This window comes from Arthrobacter sp. FX8 (assembly GCF_026723805.1).
Taxonomy (GTDB): Bacteria; Actinomycetota; Actinomycetes; order Actinomycetales; family Micrococcaceae; genus Arthrobacter.
The window spans coordinates 2,362,044-2,374,801 of record NZ_CP113505.1 but is presented as its reverse complement, the minus strand read 5'-3'; the positions used below and the strand labels follow the sequence as shown (position 1 = coordinate 2,374,801).

The following is a 12,758-nucleotide window of genomic DNA, read 5'->3' as shown; positions in this document are numbered from 1 at the left end:
CTACACCTTCCGGAGGAGCATGCGGCGAATGGAGTGGTCCGCTTCTTTGGTCAGCACCAGCTGCGCCCGCCCCCGCGTGGGAAGGACATTCTCCTCCAGGTTGGGCTCGTTGATCCGCTTCCAGATGTCGCGTGCCGTGGTTTCGGCTTCCTCGTCGGACAGCGTGGCGTAGCGGTGGAAGTAGGACTCCGGCTGCGCGAACGCGGTGCTGCGCAGCTTCCGGAACCGGTCCACGTACCACTCCTCAATGTAGGAGGTCTTGGCATCGACATAGATGGAGAAGTCAAAGAAGTCGCTCAGTGCCAGCCCCTGGCGGCCGTCATGCCGGGGCCGTGCCGGAGCCAGGACGTTCAGGCCCTCCACGATGAGCACGTCCGGGCGGCGGACCACCACTTCCTTGCCGGGCACGATGTCGTACGTGACGTGGGAGTACCAGGGCGCGCGCACTTCCTCGGCGCCGCCCTTGATCTCGCTCACGAAGCGCAGCAGCGCCCGCCGGTCGTAGGACTCCGGGAAGCCCTTCCGGTCCAGCAGTTGCCGGCGCTTGAGTTCGGCCAGGGGGTAGAGGAAGCCATCGGTGGTGATGAGTTCCACGTTGGGGGTGCCCGGCCAGCGGCGGAGCATCTCACGCAGCACGCGGGCGATGGTGGACTTGCCCACGGCAACCGAACCGGCCACGCCGATCACGAACGGGGTGCGCTGGGTCTGCTCGCCCAGGAACGTGGTAGTGGCCGCGTGCAGCTGCCCCGCCGCCTCAACGTACAGGTGCAGCAGCCGTGACAGCGGCAGGTAGACATCCCTGACTTCATTGATGTCCAGGGGGTCACCGAGCCCGCGAAGGCGCAGCACATCCTCTTCATTAAGGGGCTGTTCCATCTGGGCTGCGAGCCGGGACCAGGTTTGCCGGTCCAGCTCCACGAACGGCGAGGCACCCTCCCCGTTCGCTTCATTGCGTTGCGAAGTCACGCTAAAGATTCTGCCCCGCGCCCGGCCCATCACGAAATGAGCGCCCTGCTCAGCGCGGCGGAGCCCGTCACGCAGGCCCCCGTAAAAGCCCCGCCGGGTGGGCCGCCGGTTTAGAGCAACAGGCACGCTGCCGATAGTCTTGTGCCTATGTGTGGAATCGTGGGATACGTAGGCCGTCCGGTTGACGGTGCAATTAACGGTCACAGTGCCCTGGATGTTGTCCTTGAAGGACTGCGCCGCCTGGAGTACCGCGGTTATGACTCTGCCGGCGTGGCAGTGGTGTCCAAGGGCGCCATTGAGTCGCGGAAGAAGTCCGGAAAGCTGAGCAACCTGATTGCCGAGCTGGAGGCCCGCCCGTTGCCTGAGACGGTGACCGGGATCGGACACACCCGCTGGGCCACGCACGGCGGCCCGACGGACCGCAACGCGCACCCGCACCTGGCTGACGGCGGCAAGCTGGCCGTGATCCACAACGGCATCATCGAAAACTTCGCCGAGCTCAAGCTCGAGCTGCTTGAAAAGGGCGTCACGTTCCTGTCCGAGACGGACACCGAGGTCGCTGCCGCGCTGCTGGCCGACATCCTCCGGAACAAGCTGGGCGGGGACACCGCGAACGGTGGCCTGACCCGCGCCATGGAGCTGGCCTGCCAGCGCCTGGAGGGCGCCTTCACCCTGCTGGCCGTGCACGCGGACCAGCCCGACGTCGTCGTGGCCGCCCGCCGCAACTCACCGCTGGTGGTGGGCCTGGGCGAGGGGAGAACTTCCTGGGCTCGGACGTGTCAGGGTTCATCGACTACACCCGCCGCGCGGTGGAGCTGGGCCAGGACCAGATCGTGACCATCACCGCGGACACGGTGGAGATCACCGATTTCTACGGCAACCCGGCCCAGGGCAAGGAATACCACGTGGACTGGGACCCGGCCTCCGCGGAAAAGGGCGGCTTCTCCTCCTTCATGGAGAAGGAAATCCACGACCAGCCCGACGCCGTGGCGCAGACCCTGCTGGGACGTTCGGACATCAAGGGCAAGCTGACCCTGGACGAGCTGCGGATTGATCCGGAACTGCTGAAGCAGGTCAACAAGATCATCGTGCTGGCCTGCGGCACCGCCGCCTACGCGGGCATGGTGGCCAAGTACGCCATCGAGAACTGGTGCCGGATCCCCACGGAAGTGGAGCTGGCACACGAGTTCCGCTACCGGGACCCGATCCTGGACCAGAACACCCTGGTGGTCTCCATCAGCCAGTCCGGCGAGACCATGGACACGCTGATGGCAGTCCGGTACGCCCGCGAACAGGGCGCCAAGACCATCTCCATCTGCAACACCAACGGCTCCACCATCCCGCGCGAATCCGACGCCGTGCTGTACACGCACGCCGGCCCGGAAATCGCGGTGGCGTCCACCAAGGCGTTCCTGGCGCAGATCACCGCCGCCTACCTGCTGGGCCTGTACCTCGCCCAGCTGCGCGGCAACATCTTCTCCGGCCAGATCAAGGACGTCCTCGCGGACCTGAACAAGATCCCCGCGAAGATCCAGACCATCCTGGACAACGCCGGGCCGCTGCGCGAACTGGCCCGCAGCATGGCGAACGAGAAGTCCGTGCTGTTCCTGGGCCGCCACGTGGGCTACCCGGTGGCCCTCGAGGGCGCGCTGAAGCTCAAGGAAATCGCGTACATCCACGCGGAGGGCTTCGCGGCCGGTGAGCTCAAGCACGGCCCCATCGCCCTGATCGATGAAGGCCAGCCGGTGTTCGTGGTGGTCCCGTCCCCGCGCGGCCGCGACTCGCTGCACGCCAAGGTGGTCTCCAACATCCAGGAAGTCCGCGCCCGCGGCGCCCGCACCCTGGTCATCGCCGAGGAAGGCGACGAAGCCGTCAAGGCCTACGCCGAGTACGTCTTCTACGTCCCCGAAACCCCCACCCTGCTCATGCCCCTGCTGACCACCGTCCCGCTGCAGATCTTCGCCGCGGAACTCGCGGCAGCCAAGGGCTACGACGTGGACCAGCCCCGCAACCTCGCCAAGAGCGTCACCGTCGAGTAACAGCCAGCCAATGAACAGCTGAAAGCCCCGGGCCCACTGAACCAGTCAGTGGGCCCGGGGCTTTCACCCTTAACCCTGCCGTGCCAAAACCAGGTGTTTGCGCTGATGGCGGACAACCGCAATTTCCGGGGTCAAACCGCACCCTGCACCCGCTTCCGGCCAGGCGCGCCCCCGTAGAATGAAGCCCATGATCGTTGGCATCGGGGTAGACGTAGTAGACATCGAGCGGTTCGGCCGCCAGCTGGAACGGACGCCGGGCCTGAGGGACCGGCTGTTCGTGCCGGCGGAACGGGAACTGAACACCCGCTCCCTGGCAGCCAGGTTCGCCGCGAAGGAAGCCGTGGCCAAGGTCCTCGGTGCGCCCGCCGGCATGAACTGGCAGGACTGCTGGATCGGCCTTGACCACAACGGACCCACCGTCCAGGTCAAGGGGACCGTCCTTGCGGTTGCCGAGGCCAAAGGCGTCAAGCGCTGGCACCTGTCCATCAGCCACGACGGCGGCATCGCCACCGCAACGGTCCTGGCCGAAGGCTGACCAGGCAGCCGCCGCATGATCAACGCCTACACCGGAACGCAGGTCCGGGCCGCCGAGCAACCCCTCCTGGCCACCGGCCTGGGGGACGTGCTCATGCAGCGCGCCGCACACGGCCTGGCCGGCGCCGTCGTCCAGGAACTCAAGTCCCGGGGCCGCCGCCTGAGCGGTGCCCGCGTGGTGGTGCTGGCCGGCAAGGGCAACAACGGTGGCGATGGCCTGTTCGCAGCCGCCTTCCTTGCCGCCCGCGGAATGCGCACGACGGCGGTACTCACCGGCGATTCCGCCCATCCGGCTGGCCTTGCGGCATTCGAGCGCGCCGGCGGCCGGGTGCACCGGCTCACTGAATCTGCAATCCCGGGACTGGCGGCGGAAGCTGCCGCGGCCGACGTCGTCATTGACGCCGTGCTGGGGACCGGAGCGAAAGGCGGGCTGCGGGGCAGCGCTGCAGACCTGGTCCAGGCTGTCAGTGACGGCATCAGGAGCGGTTTGGTGGTGGCCTGCGACCTCCCGAGCGGCGTGGACGCCGATACCGGCGAGGCAGCCGGGCCGGTCCTTTCCGCTGACCTGACCGTGACGTTCGGGGGAGCGAAGGCCGGCCTGCTGGCGGACCCGGGCGCGGACCATGCTGGACGCGTCCTGGTGGTGCCGATCGGGATCGAGGAGCACCTGCCGCAGCCGTCCCTTCGCCGGCTGGAGGATGCCGAACTGGCCCACCTCCTGCCCCGTCCTGCACGGCGGGCCCAAAAGTACTCCCGCGGAGTGCTGGGAGTGGTGGCCGGATCCGAAGACTATCCCGGCGCCGCAGTCCTGGCGTGCCGGGGCGCCCTGGCCGCAGGAGTCGGCATGGTGCGGTACCTCGGTCCGCCGGCCGTGGCCGACCTCGTCCGGCAGTCCTGCCCTGAGGTGGTGTGCAGCACCGGGAGCGTGGCCGACAACCGGGTGCAGGCATGGCTGGTGGGCTCGGGCATGGGCCCGCAGGACCATGACCAGTTGACGCGTGCCCGCGATGCCATCGCGTCCGGACTTCCCGTCGTTGCCGACGCCGGCGCGCTGCCCGCGTTGCCGGCCATGCTCGCCCCGCACATGGTGCTGACCCCGCACGCCGGCGAGCTGGCGTCGCTGTTCCAACGCCTGGGCGGTGGGGAGGACCGGGAAGCCGTGGAAGCCGGAACCCTCGCCGCCGTACGCCAGGCCGCCAACCGTACGGGAGCCACCGTCCTGCTCAAAGGCGCCACCACACTCGTGGCGGCACCCTGGGGAGAGACCTTCAGCCAGGCGGACGGTACGCCCTGGCTCGCCACTGCAGGCAGTGGGGACGTCCTGGCCGGGGTCATTGGTGCGCTGCTCGCCCAGGCGGGGCCCGACGTCGGCCGCTTCAGTGAGGTGGGCATAGCGGCGGAGGGGCGGTGGGCCGCCATCGCCGCACTGGGCGCCGCGCTGCACGGGCGGGCAGGGCTGGCGGCGTCGGAGGCGGTGACAGGTGGTCCGATCACGGCAGGCGGCGTCGCGAATGCCATACCCGAAATTTGGGGTAAAGTCAGCATGCTTAGTAAATATGGAGCCTGGAAACGTAATAGTCACAGCCAACCACTACGGTAGGCATTAGTTCGCACCAGCAGCGGGGCGTACCGATGCCCTCTGCTGCTGACCACAAAATGAGGAGCACGATGGAAGTCTGGCCTGGAACTGCCTATCCGCTGGGAGCGACCTTTGATGGCACCGGCACCAATTTCGCCCTGTTCAGCGAACGGGCCGAGCGGGTCGAACTCTGCCTCCTGGCTGATGACCTGACCGAAACGCGCATCGAACTGACCGAGGTGGACGGCTATGTGTGGCACTGCTACCTGCCGCACATCCAGCCCGGCCAGAAGTACGGCTACCGCGTGCACGGTCCCTACGACCCCGCCAGCGGCAACCGCTTCAACCCGAACAAGCTGCTGATGGATCCCTACGCCAAGGCCATCCAGGGCCAGATCGACTGGGACCCGGCCCTCTTCTCCTACGAATTCGGCGACCCCGACTCCCGCAACGACGCCGATTCCGCCCCGCACACCATGCACGGCGTGGTCATCAACCCCTTCTTCGAATGGGACGGCGACCGCCAGCTGCGGATCCCGTACCACGAGTCGGTGATCTACGAAGCCCACGTCAAGGGCCTCACCGAGCTCCACCCGGAAATCCCGGACGAACAGCGCGGCACCTACGCCGGCGTGGCCCACCCTGCGGTCATTGAGCACATGAAGAAGCTCGGGGTCACGGCCATCGAACTCATGCCCGTCCACCAGTTCGTCAACGACGGCACCCTGGTGGAAAAGGGGCTCAGCAACTACTGGGGCTACAACACCATCGGCTTCTTCGCCCCGCAGAACACCTACAGCGCCACCGGCGACGTGGGGCACCAGGTCCAGGAATTCAAGGCCATGGTCCGCGACCTGCACCGCGCCGGCATCGAAGTGATCCTCGACGTCGTCTACAACCACACTGCCGAAGGCAACCACCTGGGCCCCACGCTGTCCTTCAAGGGCATCGACAACCAGGCCTACTACCGCCTGGTGGACAACGACCTCAAGCACTACATGGACTACACCGGCACCGGCAACTCCCTGAACGTCCGACACCCGCACTCGCTGCAGCTGCTCATGGACTCCCTGCGCTACTGGGTCACGGAGATGCACGTGGACGGCTTCCGCTTCGACCTTGCCTCCACCCTGGCCCGTGAGTTCTACGACGTGGACAAGCTCTCCACCTTCTTCGAACTCATCCAGCAGGACCCGGTAGTTTCCCAGGTGAAGCTGATCGCCGAGCCGTGGGACGTGGGCCCGGGCGGCTACCAGGTGGGCAACTTCCCGCCGCAGTGGACCGAATGGAACGGCAAGTACCGCGACACCGTCCGCGACTTCTGGCGCGGCGAGCCCTCCACGCTTGGCGAGTTCGCCTCCCGGCTAACCGGCTCCGCCGACCTCTACGAAAGCTCCGCCCGCCGTCCAGTGGCCTCAATCAACTTCGTCACCGCCCACGACGGTTTCACCATGCGGGACCTGGTCTCCTACAACGAGAAGCACAACGAGGCCAACGGCGAGGGCAACAACGACGGCGAATCGCACAACCGCTCCTGGAACTGCGGCGTTGAAGGCGACACCGACGACGACAAGGTCCTGACCCTGCGCGCCCGCCAGCAGCGGAACTTCATCGCCACGCTGCTGCTCTCCCAGGGCGTGCCCATGCTGCTGCACGGCGACGAGCTGGGCCGCACCCAGCAGGGCAACAACAACACCTACTGCCAGGACTCCGAGCTCAGCTGGATCCACTGGGAAGCCATGGACCAGCCGCTGGTGGAGTTCACCGCCTTCGTGAACAAGCTCCGCCACGACCACCCGACGTTCCGCCGCAGCCGCTTCTTCGACGGCCGGCCGGTGCGCCGCGGCGAAGGCGAAAAGCTGCCGGACATCGTCTGGCTCAAGACGGACGGCACCGAAATGCTGCCGGAGGACTGGGGGAGCGGCTTCGGCCGCACCATCGGCGTGTTCTACAACGGCGACGGCATCCAGGAACAGGATTCACGCGGCCGGCGCATCACGGACGACAGCTTCATCATGGCCTTCAACGCCCACGACGATGCCGTGGACTTCTGCCTTCCCAACGAAGAGTACTCACAGTACTGGGAGGTCCTGATTGACACCGCGGCCCAGGCTGACGCGTATGAACCGCTCAAGGCGAAGGCAACGCTGACCCTGGACGCGAAGTCCATGGTGGTGCTGCGCGCCTACTCCGGCCCGGAAGCTGAAGTGGACACGTCCGCTGCCGCTTCACTGGCGTCCAGGGTAGAGCACGAGGAAGCCCAGGAGGAGATGGTGGAGGCCCAGACCAAGGCCGCGGAAGCGAGCGAGGCAAAGGCCGAGGAAACCAAGGCAGCCAAAGCCGAGGACGCCAAGGCTGCGAAGGCGGAGGAGACCAAGGCTGCGAAGGCAACCGAGGCATGAGGACGCCCGTCTCCACCTACCGTTTGCAGATCCGCAGCAGCTTCACCCTGTTCGACGCCGCCAACCAGGTCCCGTACCTGAAGGACCTCGGCGTGGACTGGGTGTACCTGTCGCCCATCCTCACTGCGGAAAAAGGTTCGGACCACGGCTATGACGTGACCGACCCCTCCGCCGTGGACCCGGACCGCGGCGGCCCTGAAGGGCTGCTGGCCCTGTCCAGGGCAGCGCGCGAGCACGGCATGGGCGTCCTGGTGGACATCGTGCCCAACCACGTGGGCGTGGCATCCCCTCCGCAGAACCCGTGGTGGTGGTCCCTGCTCAAGGAGGGCCGCGAATCACCCTACGCGGAAGCTTTCGACGTCGACTGGGACCTGGGCGGCGGAAAGGTCCGGCTCCCCATGCTGGGCTCCGACGCCGACCTGGACAAGCTGGAGGTCAAGGACGGCGAACTCCGCTACTACGATCACCGGTTCCCCCTGGCCGAAGGCACATACAGCGACGGTGATTCCCCGCAGGACGTGCACAGCCGCCAGCACTACCAGCTGATGGACTGGCGCCGCGCCGACGCCGAGCTGAACTACCGGCGCTTCTTCGCGGTCACCACGCTCGCCGGAATCCGCGTCGAAGAACCCTCGGTCTTCCAGGAAGCGCATGCCGAGGTGGGGCGCTGGTTCACCGAGGGCCTGGTGGACGGGCTCCGCGTGGACCACCCGGACGGCCTCGCCGATCCCACCGGCTATCTCCGCTGGCTGAAGGACCTCAGCGGCGGCGCCTACGTCCTGGTGGAGAAGATCCTGGAACCGGGCGAGGTGCTGCCGCAGGAGTTCGCGTGCGAAGGCACCACCGGATACGACGCGCTGGCGGACGTGGACCGGGTCTTTGTGGACCCCGCGGGGCAGCAGGCACTGGACGCACTCGACGCCAGGCTGCGGGGCTCCTCAGAGCCCGCGGACTATGCCGCAATGATCCGCGGCACCAAGCGCATGATCGCCGACGGCATCCTGCGCTCGGAAGTGCTGCGGCTGGCCCGGCTGGTCCCGGAGTCCTACGGCCTCGCCCTGGACCAGGCAGGCGACGCCATCGCGGAGATTATCGCGTCCTTCCCGGTGTACCGTTCGTACCTGCCCGTGGGCGCCGATGTCCTCAAGGAAGCATGCGAATCCGCGGCAGCCCACCGGCCGGACCTGGAAGTGGCGGTGGGAACCCTCCTTCCGCTGCTGCTGGATCCGGCCAACGCCATCGCCATCCGGTTCCAGCAAACCTCCGGCATGGTCATGGCCAAGGGCGTGGAGGATACGGCGTTCTACCGCTACACCCGCCTTGGAACCCTGACCGAGGTGGGCGCTGAACCCACCGAGTTCGCCGTGGGCCCGGAGGAATTCCACCAGCGGATGCAGCGGCGCCAGCAGGACCTCCCGCTGTCCATGACCACCCTGTCCACCCACGACACCAAACGCAGCGAGGATGCCCGGGCACGGATCTCGGTCATCGCCGAGCTGCCGCAGGAGTGGGCGGAAACGCTGGAGAGCCTTCGCGGCCTGGCGCCCATCCCGGACGGCCCGTACGAAAACCTGCTGTGGCAGGCAATCATCGGTGCCTGGCCGGCAAGCCGGGAACGGCTTCAGGGATACGCCGAGAAGGCGGCCCGGGAAGCCGGGAACTCCACCACCTGGACCAATCCCAATGGGGACTTCGAGGCCGCGGTGAAGGCCGCCGTGGACGCAGTCTTCGACGACCCCAAGGTCGCCAACGTGGTGACGGACTTCGTGGCCCGCATCGACTCCTTCTCCGCCGCCAACTCGGTTTCCGCCAAGCTGGTCCAGCTGACCATGCCCGGCGTGCCGGACGTGTACCAGGGCAGCGAGTTCTGGGAACGTTCGTTGACGGACCCGGACAACCGCCGGCCGGTGGACTTTGGTGCCCGGCAGGCTGAGTTGGCAAAGCTCGACGCCGGCACCTTGCCGGACGAGGGCACAGAGGCCAGCAAGCTCCTGGTCACCTCGCGGGCACTCCGCCTGCGCCGGGACCGGCCGGAGCTGTTCCAGGGCTACACGCCAGTCCCAGCCACCGGCGCGGCTGCCGGGCACCTGCTCGCATTCACCCGCGGAACCGATGCCTCCTCCGGCGCCCTCACGCTTGCCACCCGGCTCCCCGCCGGACTGGAAGCCGGCGGCGGGTGGCGGGACACCGCCGTCGACCTTTCCACTGCCATGCGCGACGAACTTACGGGAGCCAGCTACGGGCCGGGCCCGGTTTCGGTGGCAGAAGTGCTGGGTACCTACCCGGTGGCCCTGCTGGTACCCGAAGATGGAGAGAAGGCATGACCCTGGTCAACGTTGGACCTGAGCGCTTCGATGTGTGGGCGCCGGACGTTTCATCGGTGGTTTTGCTGGCCGATGGCCGGCAATATCCCATGCAAAAGAAGGACACGGCGCCGGGATCGGAAGGGTGGTGGACGGCCCCCGACGCGCCCGCGGACGGCGACGTGGACTACGGCTACCTGCTGGACGGGGACACCACCCCCGTCCCGGATCCCAGGTCCCGCCGGCTTCCCGCCGGCGTGCACGAGCAATCCCGGACCTACGATCCCGCAGCCTATGCATGGCAGGATTCCGGCTGGCGCGGCAAGGACCTGCAGGGTTCCGTCATCTACGAACTCCACGTGGGCACCTTCACCCCCGAAGGAACCCTGGACGCCGCCGCGGAGAAGCTGGGCTACCTGGTGGACCTGGGCATCGACTTCGTGGAGCTGCTGCCGGTCAACGGATTCAACGGCACGCATAACTGGGGCTACGACGGCGTCCAGTGGTACACCGTGCACGAAGGCTACGGCGGGCCGGCCGCGTACCAGCGATTCGTTGACGCCGCCCATGCCGCCGGACTGGGCGTCATCCAGGACGTGGTCTACAACCACCTTGGCCCCAGCGGAAACTATCTGCCCAGGTTCGGCCCCTATCTGAAGCAGGGGGACGCCAACACCTGGGGCGACTCGGTGAACCTGGACGGGCCCGGCTCGGACGTGGTCCGCGAATACATCCTGGACAACGCCGCTCTCTGGCTGCGCGACTACCACGTGGACGGGCTCCGCCTCGATGCCGTGCACGCGCTGCGGGACGAGCGCGCGGTGCACATCCTGGAGGACCTGGGGGCGTTGGGCGACGCGATTTCAGCCGGGACCGGGCTGCCCAAGACACTCATCGCGGAATCGGACCTCAACAATCCGCGCCTGCTCTACCCCCGTGACGTCAACGGGTACGGACTGGCCGGGCAGTGGAGCGACGACTTCCACCATGCCGTGCATGTCAGCGTCAGCGGCGAGACCACCGGCTACTACTCCGACTTCAAATCCCTGGCCGTGCTGGCCAAGGTGCTGAAGGACGGGTTCCTGCACGACGGCAGCTACTCCAGCTTCCGCGGACGCCACCACGGCCGGCCCATCAACGCCGCCCTGGTGGACCCCGCGGCACTGGTGGTCTGCAACCAGAACCACGACCAGATCGGCAACCGTGCCACGGGGGACAGGCTCTCGCAGTCCCTGTCCTACGGGCAGCTCGCCGTGGCCGCGGTCCTCACGCTGACCTCCCCGTTCACCCCCATGCTGTTCATGGGCGAGGAATACGGCGCCACCACACCATGGCAGTTCTTCACCTCCCATCCCGAACCGGAGCTCGGGAAGGCCACCGCGGAAGGGCGCATCAAGGAATTCGAGCGCATGGGGTGGGATCCCGCCGTCGTGCCTGACCCGCAGGACCCGGAAACCTTCCGCCGGTCCAAGCTGGACTGGGCCGAGGCCATCTCTGGCGACCACGCGCGGCTCCTGGAGCTGTACCGGGCGCTGACGGCGCTGCGCCGCGGGCATCCGGAGCTGGCGGGGCTTGGCTTCGGCGGGACGGAAGTTAAGTTCGACGACGACGCGGGCTGGCTGCGGTTCCGGCGCGGATCCGTCGAGGTCCTGGTGAACTTCGCGGACTCGAAGGTCCGGCTGGACGAGGCCGCCGGCAGCGTCCTGCTGGCCACGGACAACGGAACCACACTGGACGGCGGGTCCCTGGAACTGGCGCCCTGGAGCGCTGCGATCCTCAAAGCCTGAACCGACGGAAGAGAGAAACTGATGACCTACATTGCAGCAGGCGACCGCTACGAATCCATGCCCTACCGCCGGGTGGGCCGCAGCGGCCTGAAGCTCCCGGCCATCTCGCTGGGACTGTGGCACAACTTCGGCGACGACAAGCGCTTCGAGGAACAGCGGGACATCCTCCGCCGCGCCTTCGACCTGGGCGTCAACCACTTCGACCTCGCCAACAACTACGGGCCGCCGGACGGGTCCGCCGAGACCAACTTTGGCCGGCACCTGCGGGACGACTTCAAGCCCTACCGCGACGAACTGGTCATCTCCACCAAGGCCGGCTACTACATGTGGCCCGGTCCCTACGGCGAATGGGGCTCGCGCAAGTACCTGATCTCCAGCCTGGACCAGTCGCTGCAGCGCATGGGACTGGACTACGTGGACATCTTCTACAGCCACCGGCCCGACCCGGAAACACCGATGGAGGAGACCATGGGTGCCCTGGACTACGCCGTCCGTTCCGGCAAGGCACTGTACGCGGGCATTTCCTCCTATACGCCGGAGCAGACCCTCGAGGCCGCCCGTATCCTCAAGGAACTGGGCACGCCGCTGCTGATCCACCAGCCCAGCTACTCCATGCTGAACCGCTGGACCGAGGACGGTTCACCCAACCTGTACGAGGTCCTGGACCAGGTGGGCGCCGGATCCATCGCCTTCTCGCCGCTGGCGCAGGGCATGCTCACCGACCGATACCTCCACGGCATTCCTGACGACTCGCGGGCAGCCAAGGCGCGCTTCCTCTCGGAGGACTCCATCACCGAGGAAAAACTGGACCGGGTCCGCGGACTGCGGAAGATCGCCCAAGGCCGGGGGCAGACCCTGGCCCAGATGGCCATCGCCTGGATCCTGCGCGACCAGCCCAAGGGCTCGCCCGTCACCTCGGCACTGGTTGGCGCCTCCAGCGTCCAGCAGTTGGAGGACACACTGTCCTCCATCAACAACCTCAGCTTCTCGGATGAAGAGCTGACCGCGATTGACGAGTTTGCGGTTGAGTCGGACATCAACCTCTGGAAGCAAAACGCCTGACGGTGATTCTCTTTACGCAGCGGGACCGGGTGCACTGCGCCCGGTCCCGCTGCGTTGGGTAGTATGAAAAGGCGCCGCGCGGCGCC

The 12,758-nt window shown here is 67.1% G+C and carries 7 protein-coding genes and 1 pseudogene; 7 read left to right on the top strand and 1 reads right to left on the bottom strand.

Features of this window, described 5'->3' with window-relative positions:
• Positions 1–996: a type I pantothenate kinase gene (gene coaA / locus OUO20_RS10840; RefSeq protein WP_186447803.1), complete on the bottom strand. Its 996-nt coding sequence runs from the start codon at positions 994–996 to the stop codon at positions 1–3.
• 117 nt (positions 997–1,113) lie between these two features.
• Between coaA and glmS the strand changes: the two are divergent.
• The 7 genes and pseudogenes from glmS (at position 1,114) to mgrA (ending at position 12,672) form a co-directional block, all read left to right on the top strand.
• A pseudogene (gene glmS / locus OUO20_RS10835) lies at positions 1,114–3,005 on the top strand (glutamine--fructose-6-phosphate transaminase (isomerizing)).
• Positions 3,006–3,192: 187 nt separating this feature from the next.
• The gene (locus OUO20_RS10830; protein WP_013601780.1) at positions 3,193–3,540 is read left to right on the top strand and encodes a holo-ACP synthase; all 348 of its coding nucleotides are present in this window, start codon (positions 3,193–3,195) and stop codon (positions 3,538–3,540) included.
• Positions 3,541–3,555: 15 nt separating this feature from the next.
• Positions 3,556–5,139 (top strand): NAD(P)H-hydrate epimerase, encoded by a 1,584-nt coding sequence (locus OUO20_RS10825; protein WP_018769183.1) that lies wholly within the window; start codon positions 3,556–3,558, stop codon positions 5,137–5,139.
• A 68-nt stretch (positions 5,140–5,207) separates the two neighbouring features.
• The gene (gene glgX / locus OUO20_RS10820) at positions 5,208–7,520 is read left to right on the top strand and encodes a glycogen debranching protein GlgX (RefSeq protein WP_018769184.1); all 2,313 of its coding nucleotides are present in this window, start codon (positions 5,208–5,210) and stop codon (positions 7,518–7,520) included.
• Positions 7,517–9,844 (top strand): malto-oligosyltrehalose synthase, encoded by a 2,328-nt coding sequence (treY, locus tag OUO20_RS10815; protein ID WP_018769185.1) that lies wholly within the window; start codon positions 7,517–7,519, stop codon positions 9,842–9,844. The genes glgX and treY overlap by 4 nt, the downstream gene beginning before the upstream one ends.
• Complete coding sequence (treZ, locus tag OUO20_RS10810; protein ID WP_268001714.1) at positions 9,841–11,610, top strand: malto-oligosyltrehalose trehalohydrolase; 1,770 nt, start codon at positions 9,841–9,843, stop codon at positions 11,608–11,610. The genes treY and treZ overlap by 4 nt, the downstream gene beginning before the upstream one ends.
• Before the next feature lie 21 nt (positions 11,611–11,631).
• On the top strand, positions 11,632–12,672 hold the full coding sequence (gene mgrA / locus OUO20_RS10805; RefSeq protein WP_223992231.1) for an L-glyceraldehyde 3-phosphate reductase: 1,041 nt from the start codon (positions 11,632–11,634) through the stop codon (positions 12,670–12,672).
• Positions 12,673–12,758: the final 86 nt, after the last annotated feature.

What these genes read in the sequence shown, in the direction of transcription:
- coaA (WP_186447803.1), bottom strand. Translation starts at nt 996, where the DNA reads ATGGGCCGGGCGCGGGGCAGAATCTTTAGCGTGACTTCGCAACGCAAT.
- OUO20_RS10830 (WP_013601780.1), top strand. Translation starts at nt 3,193, where the DNA reads ATGATCGTTGGCATCGGGGTAGACGTAGTAGACATCGAGCGGTTCGGC.
- OUO20_RS10825 (WP_018769183.1), top strand. Translation starts at nt 3,556, where the DNA reads ATGATCAACGCCTACACCGGAACGCAGGTCCGGGCCGCCGAGCAACCC.
- glgX (WP_018769184.1), top strand. Translation starts at nt 5,208, where the DNA reads ATGGAAGTCTGGCCTGGAACTGCCTATCCGCTGGGAGCGACCTTTGAT.
- treY (WP_018769185.1), top strand. Translation starts at nt 7,517, where the DNA reads ATGAGGACGCCCGTCTCCACCTACCGTTTGCAGATCCGCAGCAGCTTC.
- treZ (WP_268001714.1), top strand. Translation starts at nt 9,841, where the DNA reads ATGACCCTGGTCAACGTTGGACCTGAGCGCTTCGATGTGTGGGCGCCG.
- mgrA (WP_223992231.1), top strand. Translation starts at nt 11,632, where the DNA reads ATGACCTACATTGCAGCAGGCGACCGCTACGAATCCATGCCCTACCGC.